Annotated in this window: 13 protein-coding genes; 4 read left to right on the forward strand and 9 right to left on the reverse strand. The window is 51.8% G+C overall.

The window, feature by feature from the left end; all coding sequences use genetic code 11:
• Positions 1-10: 10 nt before the first annotated feature.
• From ispU to rpsB, 6 genes are all read right to left on the reverse strand, one after another.
• Entirely contained in the window at positions 11-769 is a 759-nt protein-coding gene (gene ispU, locus OGV75_RS05060) for a (2E,6E)-farnesyl-diphosphate-specific ditrans,polycis-undecaprenyl-diphosphate synthase (RefSeq protein ID WP_137352557.1), read from the reverse strand.
• A 312-nt stretch (positions 770-1,081) separates the two neighbouring features.
• On the reverse strand, positions 1,082-2,278 hold the full coding sequence (gene ispC / locus OGV75_RS05065) for a 1-deoxy-D-xylulose-5-phosphate reductoisomerase (protein ID WP_046275346.1): 1,197 nt from the start codon (positions 2,276-2,278) through the stop codon (positions 1,082-1,084).
• A gap of 219 nt (positions 2,279-2,497) precedes the next feature.
• On the reverse strand, positions 2,498-3,055 hold the full coding sequence (gene frr / locus OGV75_RS05070) for a ribosome recycling factor (RefSeq protein WP_016151760.1): 558 nt from the start codon (positions 3,053-3,055) through the stop codon (positions 2,498-2,500).
• A gap of 139 nt (positions 3,056-3,194) precedes the next feature.
• Complete coding sequence (pyrH, locus tag OGV75_RS05075; RefSeq protein WP_005132114.1) at positions 3,195-3,920, reverse strand: UMP kinase; 726 nt, start codon at positions 3,918-3,920, stop codon at positions 3,195-3,197.
• A 145-nt stretch (positions 3,921-4,065) separates the two neighbouring features.
• Positions 4,066-4,917 carry a translation elongation factor Ts gene (tsf, locus tag OGV75_RS05080; protein WP_016151759.1) on the reverse strand — a complete coding sequence of 284 codons (852 nt, stop codon included), beginning with the start codon at positions 4,915-4,917 and terminating at the stop codon, positions 4,066-4,068.
• A gap of 134 nt (positions 4,918-5,051) precedes the next feature.
• Positions 5,052-5,777 (reverse strand): 30S ribosomal protein S2, encoded by a 726-nt coding sequence (rpsB, locus tag OGV75_RS05085; protein ID WP_016151758.1) that lies wholly within the window; start codon positions 5,775-5,777, stop codon positions 5,052-5,054.
• Positions 5,778-6,226: 449 nt separating this feature from the next.
• Here rpsB and map point away from each other — a divergent pair, with 449 nt between their 5' ends.
• The 4 genes from map (at position 6,227) to OGV75_RS05105 (ending at position 11,160) form a co-directional block, all read left to right on the forward strand.
• The gene (gene map, locus OGV75_RS05090; RefSeq protein ID WP_016151757.1) at positions 6,227-7,021 is read left to right on the forward strand and encodes a type I methionyl aminopeptidase; all 795 of its coding nucleotides are present in this window, start codon (positions 6,227-6,229) and stop codon (positions 7,019-7,021) included.
• Positions 7,022-7,135: 114 nt separating this feature from the next.
• Positions 7,136-9,808: a bifunctional uridylyltransferase/uridylyl-removing protein GlnD gene (gene glnD / locus OGV75_RS05095; protein ID WP_286480410.1), complete on the forward strand. Its 2,673-nt coding sequence runs from the start codon at positions 7,136-7,138 to the stop codon at positions 9,806-9,808.
• A 31-nt stretch (positions 9,809-9,839) separates the two neighbouring features.
• Positions 9,840-10,664 (forward strand): 2,3,4,5-tetrahydropyridine-2,6-dicarboxylate N-succinyltransferase, encoded by an 825-nt coding sequence (gene dapD, locus OGV75_RS05100; protein ID WP_003829186.1) that lies wholly within the window; start codon positions 9,840-9,842, stop codon positions 10,662-10,664.
• A 109-nt stretch (positions 10,665-10,773) separates the two neighbouring features.
• Positions 10,774-11,160, forward strand: coding sequence for a DUF3461 family protein (locus OGV75_RS05105; RefSeq protein WP_003018562.1), 387 nt, complete (start codon positions 10,774-10,776; stop codon positions 11,158-11,160).
• 42 nt (positions 11,161-11,202) lie between these two features.
• Here OGV75_RS05105 and cdaR read toward each other — a convergent pair whose 3' ends face one another.
• From cdaR to dgt, 3 genes are all read right to left on the reverse strand, one after another.
• A complete protein-coding gene (gene cdaR / locus OGV75_RS05110; protein ID WP_016151755.1) occupies positions 11,203-12,360 on the reverse strand; it encodes a DNA-binding transcriptional regulator CdaR in 1,158 nt (385 codons plus the stop codon).
• Between the two features lie 148 nt (positions 12,361-12,508).
• A complete protein-coding gene (degP, locus tag OGV75_RS05115) occupies positions 12,509-13,942 on the reverse strand; it encodes a serine endoprotease DegP (protein WP_016151754.1) in 1,434 nt (477 codons plus the stop codon).
• Between the two features lie 129 nt (positions 13,943-14,071).
• Positions 14,072-15,589 carry a dGTPase gene (gene dgt / locus OGV75_RS05120; protein ID WP_016155724.1) on the reverse strand — a complete coding sequence of 506 codons (1,518 nt, stop codon included), beginning with the start codon at positions 15,587-15,589 and terminating at the stop codon, positions 14,072-14,074.
• Between the last annotated feature and the right edge of the window lie 36 nt (positions 15,590-15,625).

Genomic DNA, 15,625 nt, shown 5'->3' on the forward strand with positions numbered 1-15,625 from the left:
GCGACCCCCATCAGGCTTTTTCATCACCGGGCTCGGTGCCGCCGAAACGACGCTCACGATTAGCAAAGGCATGCAGCGCACCTTCAAAGTCTTGTTCATCGAAATCGGGCCAGAGAACATCCGTAAAGTAAAGTTCGGCATAGGCAATTTGCCACAACAGAAAATTACTAATTCGATGCTCTCCCCCAGTCCTTATCACTAAATCCACAGGAGCCAGTTCATGCATACAAATTTGCTGCCCCAGCATCTCTTCATCGATTTGCTCTGGACGCAGCAGACCATCCTGCACCTGTTGTGCCAGTTGTCTGACTCCCTGGACTATATCCCACCGTCCACCGTAATTCGCTGCAATATTTAGCGTCAACCCGGTATTCTGGGCGGTAATCGCTTCTGATTTGCGAATCCGTTCTTGCAAACGTGAGTTAAATCGACTGATATCCCCGATAATACGCAGACGTACGTTATGGCGGTGCAGGTTTTTCACTTCGCTATCAAGCGCCCACACAAACAGCTCCATTAACGCGCTCACTTCCTGCGCAGGTCGGTTCCAGTTCTCACTGCTAAAGGCATACAGCGTTAACGCATCAATACCGTTATTGGCAGCAAAAGAGACAGCCCGGCGGACGGACTTTGCTCCGGCCTTATGTCCAAAGGCGCGAATCTTCCCTTGCTTTTTCGCCCAGCGGCCATTGCCATCCATGATAATTGCTACATGGCGACAACCATGTACTGGCAAATTTTCGCTTAATGGTTTAGTTGCAGACAACATAACGCGTTTTTAGTCCCTGAAAGGATTATACGGTACTCAGGAATACTGAAGCCTTTTGCGCTTCATCCTTCAGGCTGCTCCTTCGTCGGCTGTGATCTTCGCCCAAGTCACATACTCTTTGTATGCTCCAGGGGACTCATCCACTTGCCACCTTGATGCAACCTGAATGATTTTGTGCATCCACAAAAAAGCCGTGTCAAACCACGGCTTACCCGACCGAAAAAAAACAAATACCCGCGATCGAGTGGCGCAGACTATATCACTGAAGCCCAACGCTAACAAATATCGCGATTCTCCGAGGAGGGATTATCATCAGCTTGAGCGTCGCATCACTTCTTTTCTGGCGACTTCCCGCGCGATAGCATCAACCTTCAGCACGTCATCAACGCTCTGTGGCTCCTGCAAATCCATCTTATCCAGTACGGATAAATTCAGGTCAGCAATATCGGTAAATCGGATCTGCTGCGCCAGGAATGCGGCAACGGTAATTTCATTCGCTGCGTTCAAAGCGGTCGTCGCCGCCTGCCCTTGCTCAAACGCGTCCATCGCCAGTTTCAGGCATGGATAACGCTGGTAATCAGGTGCGGAAAACGTCAACGCACTGAGCTTGCAAAAGTCGACAGGCTTAACGCCGGACGTCACTCGTTCTGGCCATGCCATCGTATGAGCAATAGGTGTACGCATATCAGGTTCCCCCAACTGCGCCAGAACGCTACCATCCTGATAACGCACCATCGAATGAATAACCGACTGCGGGTGAATCAGCACTTCCATCTGGCTTGCATTGGCATTAAATAACCAACGCGCTTCAATGTATTCCAGACCTTTATTCATCATGGTGGCTGAATCGACAGAGATTTTTCGTCCCATCGACCAATTCGGATGACGACATGCCTGATCGGGGGTCATAGAAACCAGATCGCGCAATGGCGTTTCACGGAAAGGGCCACCAGACCCGGTAAGCAAAACTGATATGACGCCATTTTGCTCAAGGTCAGCGTATCCCAGATTGTGTTGGATAGGTTGCGGTAAACTCTGAAAAATCGCGTTATGTTCGCTATCTACCGGCAAAAGCTGTGCTTTGTGGCGTTGCACGTCGTCCATAAACAGACGCCCGCAGGTCACCAGAGACTCTTTATTCGCCAGCAAAATGCTTTTGCCCGCGCGGATTGCCGCCAGCGTCGGTAGCAAGCCCGCCGCGCCGACAATCGCCGCCATAACCTGATCAACATCATCCAGCGCAGCCATATCACAGGCAGCCTGCTGCCCGCTCATAACCTCAGTACGACTGCCCTGCTCCAGCAGAGCTGCTTTTACCAACGCAGCGCTTTTTTCATCGTCCATTACCGCATAGCGAGGAGAAAATTCCAGACATTGCTCAACCATACGGACGACATTTTTACCCGCCACCAACGCAGCAACGCGAAATTTTTCCGGGTTATGGCGTACTACATCCAGCGTACTGCAACCAATGGAACCGGTTGATCCCAGGATGGTTAATTGCTTCATCAGACATCCAGAAGAATTTTACTCGTCATACTTCAAGTTGCATGTACGTTGGCTCTCCTCGTTCACCCCTGTCACGCACGGGTGTACGCTCCCGGGGATGCCCTGCGTCGCCGCCTTCCTGCAACTCGAATTATTTAGAGTATATAGACAGAAAAAAGCAAAACGCCGCCATCCAGCCTTCTCAGGCCTTCTAAGCGGCGTTTTTAGCGTACAGGCGAATCAGAACTGCATCAGTTCCGTTTCTTTCTCTGCCAGCGCCGCATCAACTTTCTTGATAGCTGCGTCAGTCAGTTTCTGTACGTCGTCCTGAGAACGGCGATCGTCATCTTCGCTGATCTCTTTTTCTTTCAACAACGCTTTCACTTTGTCGTTGGCATCACGGCGTACGTTACGTACGGCAACGCGCGCGCCTTCAGCTTCGCCACGCACGATCTTGGTCAGATCTTTACGACGTTCTTCAGTCAGCGGCGGCAGCGGAACGCGGATGTCGGAACCCGCAGAGCTTGGATTCAGACCGAGGTCGGAAGCCATAATCGCTTTCTCAACGGCTGGCCCCATAGAACGGTCGAACACGTTGATTTTCAGGGTACGGGAATCTTCAACCGTTACGCTTGCCAGCTGGCGCAGCGGGGTCGGTGTGCCGTAATATTCCACGACAATACCATCCAGCAGGCTAGGAGAAGCACGGCCCGTGCGAATTTTGCTGATTTGGTTTTTGAACGCTTCGACGCATTTGTCCATGCGTACTTCAGCATCTTTTCTGATATCGTTGATCACGTTACGAATCCTTGAAAGCTTGTTTCAGTCAGACCATACCCACCACGCAAGATGTGACAAGTATAGTCTTGATTAATTTTGAGGGACGTATCCCGCGACATTAAAGCGGAATATTACCTGCATTTAGCCGCAACGGGAATTATTCCGTGATTAACGTGCCTTCTTTTTCACCCATAACAACACGGCGCAGCGCACCCGGTTTGTTCATGTTAAAGACACGAATCGGTAATTTGTGGTCACGAGCCAGTGTAAACGCCGCAAGATCCATCACTTTCAGCTCTTTATCCAGTACTTCAGCATAGGTCAACTGTTCGTACATAGTCGCCGTTGGATCTTTAGCCGGGTCAGCAGTAAATACGCCATCGACTTTGGTGGCTTTCAGTACCACATCCGCTTCAATTTCAATACCACGCAGGCAAGCCGCAGAGTCGGTAGTGAAGAACGGATTGCCAGTACCCGCAGACAAAATAACAACGCGGTTGTTACGCAGCAGGCTGATTGCTTCCGCCCAGCTGTAGTTATCACACACGCCATTCAGAGGAATTGCGGACATCAAGCGAGCGTTCACATAGGCGCGGTGAAGCGCATCGCGCATCGCCAGACCGTTCATGACGGTGGCTAACATGCCCATGTGGTCGCCCACAACGCGGTTCATCCCTGCTTTCGCCAGACCAGCGCCACGGAACAGGTTACCACCACCAATCACTACGCCAACCTGGATACCCAGCTCAACCAGCTCTTTGATTTCCTGAGCCATACGGTCAAGGATGCTTGCATCAATACCGAAGCCTTCTGAACCTTGCAGAGCTTCGCCACTTAACTTAAGCAGAATACGTTTGTAGACGGGTTTTGCATTGGTAGCCATGTTTCTTTCCTGAGACTGTCAACGAATGAGATGAATTAATACCGGCGACATTGTATGTCGCTTTTCAGCATGACCAATATAGCGGTTCGCTGAATTTACAAGCCAGACACAAAAAGAAGCCGCCCTCAGGCGGCTCCTTTAAAAATTAAGACTGCTTGGACATTGCAGCAACTTCTGCTGCAAAGTCAGTCTCAACTTTCTCGATACCTTCACCCACTTCAAAGCGGATGAAGCCTGTTACATCAGCGTTGTGCTCTTTCAGCAGCTGACCAACAGATTTGCTCGGATCCATAACGAAAGGCTGACCAGTCAGAGAAACTTCACCGGTGAATTTCTTCATGCGGCCTTCAACCATTTTCTCTGCGATTTCTTTCGGCTTACCAGACTGCATCGCGATGTCCAGCTGAACCTGGTATTCTTTCTCTACCACTTCAGCAGAAACGTCTTCCGGCTTAACGAATTCTGGTTTGCTTGCAGCAACGTGCATTGCCAGCTGTTTAACCAGCTCTTCGTCAGCGCCAGTTGCAGCAACCAGAACACCGATACGAGCACCGTGCTGGTAGTTACCCAGAACTTCGCCTTCCAGGGAAGCAACACGACGGATGTTGATGTTCTCACCGATTTTAGCAACCAGAGCAACACGTTCTTCTTCGAACTGCGCTTTCAGAACTTCAACGTCAGTGATTTTGCCAGCAACGGCAGCGTCCAGTACTTTGTCAGCAAATGCCTGGAAACCAGCATCTTTAGCAACGAAGTCAGTCTGGCAGTTAACTTCCAGAATGAAAGCGATGTTGCCGTCGATTTTGGTTTTGATTACGCCGTCAGCAGCAACGTTGCCTGCTTTTTTCGCCGCTTTGATTGCGCCGGACTTACGCATGTTTTCGATTGCCAGCTCGATGTCGCCATTAGCTTCAGTCAGTGCTTTTTTGCAATCCATCATGCCTGCGCCAGTACGCTCACGCAGCTCTTTTACCAGGGATGCGGTAATTTCAGCCATTCTAAAATCCTCGGAAGATTTGATCTGCCCGGCATGAAACCGCACAGATTTAAAAGTGAAAAAGGGGCCTAAAGGGCCCCTAACCAAACGTGATACTACCTGGTTTATAAGGGGGCTCGAACGAGCGTGCCTTATTATTCAGCTTCTACGAAGCTTTCTTCCGCCTGGGAAGCCAGATCCTGAGAACGGCCTTCACGAACGGTAGTAGCTACAGCGCCCAGGTACAGGGTCACAGCACGGATTGCGTCGTCGTTACCCGGGATAACGAAGTCAACACCGTCCGGATCAGAGTTGGTATCAACAATAGCAAATACTGGGATACCCAGGTTGTTTGCTTCTTTGATAGCAATGTGCTCGTGGTCAGCATCGATTACGAACAGAGCGTCCGGCAGACCGCCCATGTCTTTGATACCGCCCAGGCTGTTTTCCAGTTTCTCAAGCTCACGAGTACGCATCAGCGCTTCTTTCTTGGTCAGCTTTTCGAAAGTACCGTCCTGAGACTGAGTTTCCAGATCTTTCAGACGTTTGATGGACTGACGAACGGTTTTCCAGTTAGTCAGCATGCCGCCCAACCAGCGATGGTTCACGAAGAACTGGTCGCAGTTGTTAGCAGCTTCTTTCACCGCTTCGCTTGCAGCGCGTTTAGTACCAACGAAAAGGATTTTACCTTTACGAGCAGAGATCTTGTTCAGTTCAGCCAGAGCTTCGTTGAACATCGGTACAGTTTTCTCAAGGTTGATGATGTGAACTTTGTTACGCGCACCGAAGATGAACGGCTTCATTTTCGGGTTCCAGTAACGGGTCTGGTGACCGAAGTGAACACCAGCCTTGAGCATGTCGCGCATGGAAACAGTTGCCATGATTAAAACCTCTATATATAAAAGTTGGGGTTAAGCCTCCACGCATCCCATATTACCGACCCCAAAGGGCACCCCGGAATATGTGCCGATACGTGTGTGTTGTTACACAAAGTGAGATTTGTCGCTCCCGTCCATCGTGTGTAGTCTTCAAATGGATCGGAAGTCCGGCGCGCTTTATACCACAAATACGCTACCGACACCAATAATTGTTGGCGGTGCGTGCTGAATGAACGATGAATTTCGTGTTACAGGGAGGCAGCCAATTTTTGCATCTCCGGGAGCCTACATGCAGTAAGCGGCTGGAGTGAGCAAATACAGCCAACACACCTGTGGCACGAAAGGCGAAGTTCAGAATGATTCTCAATTTGGCAGCATGTATGCCGGACTGATACCATTAGCACCACTTAAACAATTATTGCCGATATCATCGGCACTGATGGACAGAATTCATGGCTATCTCAATCAAGACCCCTGAAGAAATCGAAAAAATGCGCGTCGCTGGCCGTCTGGCCGCCGATGTACTGGAAATGATCGAACCGTTTGTTAAGCCAGGTGTCAGCACCGGCGAACTGGATCGCATCTGTAATGACTACATCGTGAATGAGCAGCAGGCCATTTCCGCCTGCCTGGGCTATCACGGTTATCCGAAGTCCGTGTGCATCTCTATTAATGAAGTGGTGTGCCATGGGATCCCGGACGACGCCAAGCTCCTGAAAGACGGCGATATCGTCAACATCGACGTAACCGTGATTAAAGACGAGTTCCACGGTGATACCTCGAAAATGTTCATCGTCGGCAAACCAACCATTCTGGGCGAGCGTTTGTGCCGCGTCACGCAGGAAAGCCTGTATCTGGCGCTGCGGATGGTAAAACCGGGTATTCGCCTGCGCACGCTGGGCGCTGCGATTCAAAAATACGCGGAAGGCGAAGGCTTCTCTGTGGTCCGTGAATATTGCGGTCACGGCATCGGTCGCGGCTTCCATGAAGAGCCGCAGGTTCTGCACTACGATGCAGACGACGGCGGTGTGGTACTGCAGCCGGGCATGACCTTCACCGTAGAGCCCATGCTGAATGCCGGTGATTACCGCATCCGTACCATGAAAGACGGATGGACGGTGAAAACTAAAGATCGGAGCTTGTCTGCTCAGTACGAGCATACTATTGTGGTGACGGAAAAAGGCTGTGAAATTCTGACATTACGCAAGGATGACACCATCCCGGCGATCATCACACACGACGAATAATGTTTTGCCTGATGGCGATGCGCCCGCATCTTATCAGGCCTACAAATTGTACTACTTCGTAGGCCGGGTAAGGCGTTCACGCCGTCATCCGGCTTTTTTAATGGGTGGCGCATAATGAATACTCTTCCTGAACAACACGCAAATACTGCCCTCCCCACCCTGCCAGGCCAACCGCAGAACCCCGGAACCTGGCCGCAGCAAGATCTCAACTGCCCCGGCATTAAAGCGCATATCGACACTTTCCAGCACTGGTTAGGTGACGCGTTTGACAGCGGGATTTCCGCAGAACAGCTGGTTGAAGCCCGCACCGAGTTTATTGACCAGTTACTGCAACGTCTGTGGATTGAAGCCGGTTTCGGTCAAATTGCCGACCTGGCGCTGGTTGCCGTTGGCGGTTACGGGCGCGGCGAACTGCATCCGCTTTCCGATATTGACCTGCTGATCCTGAGTCGTAAAAAGCTACCAGACGCGCAGGCCGAAAAAGTTGGCGAACTGTTAACGCTGCTATGGGACGTGAGGCTCGAGGTTGGGCACAGCGTGCGCACGCTGGAAGAGTGTCTGCTGGAAGGATTGTCAGATTTAACCGTCGCCACCAACCTGATTGAAACACGCCTGCTGATTGGTGATGTGGCGCTGTTTCTTGAGCTACAAAAGCATATTTTTAGCGAAGGTTTCTGGCCGTCCGATAAGTTTTACGCAGCCAAAGTTGAAGAGCAGAATCAGCGCCACCAGCGCTATCACGGCACCAGCTATAACCTGGAGCCGGATATCAAAAGTAGCCCCGGCGGCCTGCGCGATATTCATACCCTGCAATGGGTGGCCCGCCGCCATTTTGGCGCCACCTCACTGGATGAAATGGTCGGTTTCGGCTTTTTGACGCAGGCAGAACGTGCCGAGCTGAATGAATGTTTGCATATCCTGTGGCGCATTCGCTTTGCCCTGCATCTGGTCGTTAGTCGTTACGACAACCGTCTGCTGTTTGATCGTCAGCTCAGCGTGGCGCAACGCCTGAACTACGGCGGTGAAGGCAATGAGCCTATCGAGCGGATGATGAAAGACTATTTCCGCGTCACACGACGGGTCAGCGAACTGAACCACATGCTGTTGCAACTGTTCGACGAGGCGATCCTCGCCCTGCCCGCCGATGAAAAACCACGTCCGATTGATGACGACTTTCAACTGCGCGGCACGTTGATTGATCTGCGCGACGACGACCTGTTTATTCGCAAACCCGAAGCAATATTGCGGATGTTTTACATCATGGTGCGTAATAGCGCGATCAGCGGAATTTACTCCACTACGCTGCGCCATTTACGTCATGCCCGCCGTCATTTAACGCAGCCGCTGTGCTACATCCCGGAAGCGCGTTCGCTGTTTCTCAGTATGTTGCGCCATCCGGGCGCGGTGAGTCGCGGCCTGCTGCCTATGCATCGCCACAGCGTGTTGTGGGCCTATATGCCGCAATGGTCGCATATTGTCGGCCAAATGCAGTTTGACCTGTTTCATGCCTATACGGTGGATGAACACACCATTCGCGTAATGCTCAAGCTGGAAAGTTTTGCTAACGAAGAGACCCGTCAGCGCCATCCGCTGTGCGTGGATCTGTGGCCGCGTCTGCGACAGCCGGAGCTGATTCTGATTGCCGCGCTGTTCCACGATATCGCCAAAGGTCGCGGCGGCGATCACTCGGTTCTCGGCGCCCAGGATGTGCTCAAATTCGCCGAACTGCACGGTCTGAACTCCCGCGAAACGCAACTGATCGTGTGGCTGGTGCGCCAGCATTTGCTGATGTCGGTTACCGCTCAGCGCCGCGATATTCAGGATCCCGAAGTCATTAAGCAATTCGCCGAAGAGGTGCAAACGGAACATCGTCTGCGCTTTTTGGTGTGCCTGACCGTCGCAGATATTTGCGCCACCAACGAAACGCTGTGGAATAGCTGGAAGCAAAGCCTGCTGCGCGAGCTGTACTTCGCGACGGAAAAACAGTTACGCCGTGGGATGCAAAACACGCCGGATATGCGTGAGCGCGTACGTCATCATCAGCTTCAGGCGCTGGCGCTACTGCGCATGGACAACATTGATGAAGAAGCGCTACACCATATCTGGTCGCGCTGTCGCGCCAACTATTTCGTACGTCACAGCCCAAATCAACTGGCCTGGCATGCACGTCATCTGCTGCAACACGATCTCAGCAAGCCGCTGATCCTGCTCAGCCCGCAGGCCACGCGAGGCGGGACGGAAATTTTCATCTGGAGCCCTGACCGCCCTTACCTGTTTGCTGCCGTCTGCGCCGAACTGGACAGGCGCAATCTTAGCGTCCACGATGCGCAAATCTTCACCACCCGCGATGGGATGGCGATGGATACGTTCATTGTGCTGGAACCAGACGGTAGCCCGCTGTCGTCAGACCGACACGAAGCGATCCGTTTTGGGCTTGAACAGGCGATCACCCAGCGTAGCTGGCAGCCGCCGCAACCGCGTCGCCAGCCGGCAAAATTACGTCACTTTACCGTCGATACCGAGGTCACTTTTCTGCCGACTCATACCGACCGAAAATCATTTCTTGAGCTTATCGCTCTCGACCAGCCAGGACTGCTGGCGCGGGTCGGGCAGATTTTTGCCGATCTGGGAATTTCGCTGCATGGCGCCCGAATTACAACTATTGGCGAGCGAGTAGAAGATTTATTCATAATCGCCACCGCAGACCGGCGCGCCCTTAATAATGAGCTGCAGCAGGAAGTGCATCAACGGTTGACAGAGGCCCTCAATCCAAACGATAAAGGGTAATGTTTTTATTTATTATGGAAAGAGTTTAACAATGCAGCAGTTACAGAACGTTATTGAGTCCGCTTTCGAGCGCCGTGCCGACATTACTCCGGCAAATGTAGATACCGTAACCCGCGAAGCGGTGAATCAGGTTATTTCTTTACTGGATTCCGGTGCACTGCGCGTCGCAGAAAAGATTGAGGGTCAGTGGGTCACGCATCAGTGGCTGAAAAAGGCGGTCCTGCTCTCTTTCCGTATTAACGATAATCAGGTTATCGAGGGTGCGGAAAGCCGTTACTTCGATAAAGTGCCGATGAAATTCGCCAACTACGACGAAGCGCGCTTCCAGAAAGAAGGTTTCCGCGTGGTTCCGCCTGCGGCAGTGCGTCAGGGCGCGTTTATCGCCCGTAACACCGTGCTGATGCCGTCTTACGTGAACATCGGCGCTTATGTTGATGAAGGTACGATGGTTGATACCTGGGCGACCGTAGGTTCCTGTGCGCAAATCGGTAAGAACGTACACCTGTCCGGTGGCGTTGGTATTGGTGGCGTACTGGAACCGTTGCAGGCTAACCCGACCATCATCGAAGACAACTGCTTCATCGGCGCGCGCTCTGAAGTGGTTGAAGGCGTGATCGTCGAAGAAGGCTCCGTCATCTCTATGGGTGTGTATATCGGCCAGAGCACCCGTATTTACGATCGCGAAACCGGCGAAGTGCATTACGGCCGCGTTCCAGCGGGTTCCGTGGTCGTCTCCGGCAACCTGCCGTCGAAAGATGGCAAATACAGCCTGTACTGCGCGGTGATTGTGAAGAAAGTCGATGCCAAAACGCGTGGCAAAGTGGGAATCAACGAACTGTTACGCACCATCGACTAACAGCGATTTGAAAAAGCGGGCTTAGCCCGCTTTTTTTACATCTGCGAGTGGCATAAACAAGGCTTTTCGTTAATTATTCAATGGTTATAGTGAGCTTAAGGGTACCGCTATGTATGACAATCTGAAAAGTCTGGGCATTACTAATCCTGAAGAGATCGATCGTTACAGTCTGCGGCAAGAAGCCAACAACGATATCCTGAAAATCTATTTCCAGAAGGATAAAGGCGAGTTTTTTGCCAAGAGCGTGAAGTTCAAATATCCCCGTCAGCGTAAAACGGTTGTCGCCGATGGCGTCGGTCAGGGTTACAAAGAAGTGCAGGAGATCAGTCCCAACCTGCGCTACGTGATCGACGAACTGGATCAGATCTGCCAGCGAGATCGCAGCGAAGTCGATCTTAAACGCAAGATCCTCGATGATTTACGTCATCTGGAAAGCGTCGTGACCAACAAGATCAGCGAGATTGAAGCCGATCTGGAAAAACTGACGCGCAAATAAGTAGATTGTTGCCTGATAGCGCTACGCTTATCAGGCAATTAATCAATGCTGCTCATCCAGCTGCAACGCCACATACAGCAGCAGTCGATCGTCAAAATTCCCCAGATCCAGCCCGGTCAGCTCTGAAATACGGTTCAGGCGATACTCCAGCGTATTGCGGTGAATAAACAATGCTTTTGAGGTCGCCAGCGGCTGAACGTTATGTCGAAACCATGCCGATAATGTTCGACGCAGCAAACCGTTGTTATCCATCGCTTTCAGCCTTACCAGCGGGCGCGCCAGCTCATTGGCCTGCCAGCCGCCGCGCAGGCTGTCCAGCAGCACCGGCAGCATCAAGTCCTGATAGAAATAGCTCCGGCTTTCCGGCATCCGCTGCTTGCCGACCATCATGGTGGTGCGCGCCGTACGATACGAACGGGCAATGCTGCCGGGCCCGGTAAAATAGTTGCCCAGCGACACGCGAAAACGCAGTTGTCCATTCTCTTTCATGCGGGCAATCAGTTGCTCAACGCGCTTGCGATGATCTTCAGCGTCCCAGCGGCCAAACTGATTGAGCGCTGGTTTCAGCACCACCATCTCGGTCAGAGAAACAATCGCAATCAGATTATTACGTTCGGGCGTAGTCAACGCGTTCTGCAATTGCTGTAGCTCCGCCATCGCACTATCAACGCCAAGCTGACCGCTGTCGACCTCCACTACCGCCACCACGCGCGGCTGGTTCAAATCAATGCCCAATCGCTGTGCCCATTCCATCAGCGCCGGGGTATTCTCTTCAGCCTGAATCAGGTTCATCACCAGCTCTTCACGCAGACGGCTATCCTGCGCTAACAGATGCATCAGACGCGACTGTTCCAGCATCATTTCGGCGGTCATGCACACCAGTTCGCCATACTTGCGCAGATGTTCCGGCTCGCCGGTAAGACCGATAACGCCAACGATTTCGCCTTCCAGACGCAGCGGCAGGTTTATCCCCTGACGCACTCCATGTAAATGCCGGGCTACCGCATCATCAATATCGACCACCCGACCTTGCGAAAGCACCAGCAGCGCGCCTTCGTGCAATTCACCAATTCGTTCGCGATCGCCGCTGCCAATGATCCGCCCGCGGGCATCCATTACGTTGATATTGGTATCAATGATGCGCATGGTTCGCGCTACGATATCCTGCGCCATTTTGGTATCAAGATGCCAGCCAGCCATAAACCCCTCCTGTGAGCAGAGCTCAAGCATAGGGAAGATAATAAGCGGCGGCATTGTGCAACTGCACAAAGCGAGAGGGAGAAGTATGGAGTTGTGGGAAGTATCACAAAAAGAAACCCCTTCCTGTGCAGGAAGGGGTTTAGTGAGATTACTGCATCAACAGATAGATGGAGCTGTCACCACGCTGAATGTTCAGCGCTAGTACAGCCGGTTTGCTGTCGAGGATTTTGCGCAGTTCGGCGATATTTTTCACCGGCTGCTGGTTCGCGCCGATAATCACATCCCCTTTCTTCAGGCCAATCCGTGCAGCCGGAGAATTCGCTTTCACCTCGCTGACCACGACCCCTTTGTCCTGGCCTTTGTTGCTCATATCAGCCCCTTCAATGCCTTTGAAGATAGAGCTGGAATCAACCTGAGTCTGGCTGCTCTGCTGCAGTTCCAGATTCACAGTGACCGGCTTACCGTCACGCAACAGGCCAAGGTTAATTTTGCTGCCTACCGGCATCGTACCCACCTGCGCACGCAGGGCGGCGAAGCTGCTGATCGGTTTACCGTTCAGGGAGGTAATCACATCCCCGGCTTTAATACCTGCTTTCGCTGCGGAAGAGTTCGGCATCACCTGGCTGACAAATGCGCCACGCTGAGCATCAACTTTCATCGCTTTCGCCAGCTCAGAGCTCAGCTCGGTACCCATAATACCCAGCTCACCGCGTTTAACCTGACCAAACTCAACCATCTGCGACGTCAGGTTTTTCACCATGTTGCTCGGGATTGCAAAGCCGATACCGATGTTGCCGCCGTCCGGCGCAAGGATCGCGGTGTTAATACCGATCAGCTCACCGTTCAGGTTGACCAGTGCGCCACCGGAGTTACCCCGGTTGATCGCGGCATCCGTCTGAATAAAGTTTTCGTAGTTTTCCGCGTTCAGGCCGCTACGGCCCAGCGCAGAAACAATACCGGAGGTCACGGTCTCACCGAGGCCAAACGGGTTACCAATTGCTACGGTGTAATCACCCACACGCAGCGCGTCGGAATCTGCCAGCTTAATCGCCGTCAGGTTTTTCGGATCCTGAATTTGGATCAGCGCGATATCGGAGCGCGGATCTTTACCCACAATCTTCGCATCAAATTTACGGCCATCGCTCAACTGAACCTTAATCACCGTGGCGTTATCTACCACGTGGTTGTTGGTCACGACATACCCTTTCGCGGCATCAATAATTACGCCGGAACCCAGCGCCATAAATTTCTGCTGCTGGCCGCCGCCGTTGTCAGCGCCCGGCGCGCCGCCCTGGCAGAACGGTGAACTCTGGAACGGTGAACCGTCCTGGCAGAATGGTGAATTATCACCGAAGAACTGCTGGAAATTACGCGGCATACGCGGCGTATTTACCGTCGTGCTCCCCTCGACGTTAATACTTACCACCGATGGCATCACTTTTTCGAGCATCGGGGCCAGGCTTGGCATCTGTTGGGCGGTCATTGCTGAAGACGACGTCTCAGCCGCTGTGGCAGACAGGGGGGACAACGCCAAACCTAAACTCAGAGCCAGTGCACTCATTGCTAATGTGGTTTTTTTCATGTGTTTCGTTCTCGATTAACAGGTAACGCAAAATTGCTGTATACGTCAGAGTCGTTTTATAGCGCTAAGTTCCAGAATTGAGTTTAAGGAAAAAGTAAAATTTTATTGGCCGTCTTTACAAATGAGTATTTATTGTTCTACGGCCATCAAGCGACGATATTCATCCCAGGCATACAGATCGGTCATCCCGCTGATATAATCCTGAATCAGCCGGCAGCGATAATAATATTCCATTACCGAAAACTCAGCGCAACCCGTTGATATTTTACTAACCGCCTCGACATAAGCAAGACGATGGCGAGTAGACAACTTCTGAAATAATCGTGATTCGATAGGAAAACGTTTAACTCTTTCATTGTCGACCAGCTCAGTAAAATCTGACTGGGACATTTTTAATAAAGGCTGATAGATCTCCAGCAACCCGCTGATCACCCGATACCCCTGCAATTCCAACTGCTCAACGTCCGGATGACTAAATACGTGTTTTACCGCCACATTTTTATAGACCCCCAGCAACTGACTAAAGCTACTGGCATCTTCTAATAGCGCGTGATTAAAGCTGCCGTCAAAAACCTGCGGTAAATTATCAATAAACCGCTGGGCTGCATACGGCACCAGTTTATTCAGCGTATTGACGCGTAAATACATAAAGAACTGATCTTCCGTGCTCCGGCTTAATGTATTTGAACGTGATTTCTCCCAGGCATTCTCAACAACCTGACTAAACAGGGAACCTTTTTCGTGATGCCCCCACGCCTCATGCAGATGGTGATAAAGTTGCTCGACGCTAAAGATTCTTTTCTCAACGGCATCTTCCAGGTCGGCCACGCAATAAGAGATATCATCGGCAGCTTCCATTATCCAGGTTAATGGAAAGCGACTGTAGGGCGCTAATGATAATTCTTTACGTAACCGTTCAATATACGGTTCTTCAGAAAGGTAATAGCCCGGTTTCTTCATTAAATAGTCATGCGTCGTAGGCGTACTTCCGCGCCACCACGCCGGACGGGTATATTTTAAAATACCACCAACCTGGGCCCAGGTAAGATTCATACGCATCAAAGTATGCACCAGACGAATCCCCTGGGCATTACCTTCAAAATGGCACAGGTCCTGGCGCACCTTACGGCGAATATCATTCAGCGACTCTTCGCCTTCGCGCAAACGTAACGCCGCCACCAGACAGCGGTCATCGCTGAGGGGCTGACTTTCCGCGTCGGCGGGATACAGCCGCTGGCGGAACCAGTCATTAATCGCCGCTTCACCAAAATGACCAAACGGCGGATTGCCGATGTCATGCATCAGGCACGACATTTCGACAATACTCTCAAACGGTCCCGTCAGTTCATCCAGACCATACTGCTCCAGCAGTTTTAGTTCCTTCAGTCGGCTGAGGATCTCTTTAGCGATATAGCGCCCAACTTGCTGAACTTCCATCGAGTGCGTCAGGCGCGTGCGCACCGCCGCGTTACGCTCCAGCGGAAAAACCTGGGTTTTTTGTTGCAGTCGGCGAATAGCCGGAGAATTGATAATACGTCCACGATCGCTTTCGAAAATACGCAGGATCTCATGCTCCGTCTTCACGCCCTGCGGCGAACGGTAACGACGATGCCAGTTTATTTTTTTTCGGAAATCGATCTGTACCATATCCTCTCCCGCCTGAGAAATGCGCTACCCCTTAAG

It is taken from the genome of Citrobacter sp. Cb028, assembly GCF_030336705.1.
GTDB classification, from domain to species: Bacteria; Pseudomonadota; Gammaproteobacteria; order Enterobacterales; family Enterobacteriaceae; genus Citrobacter; species Citrobacter braakii.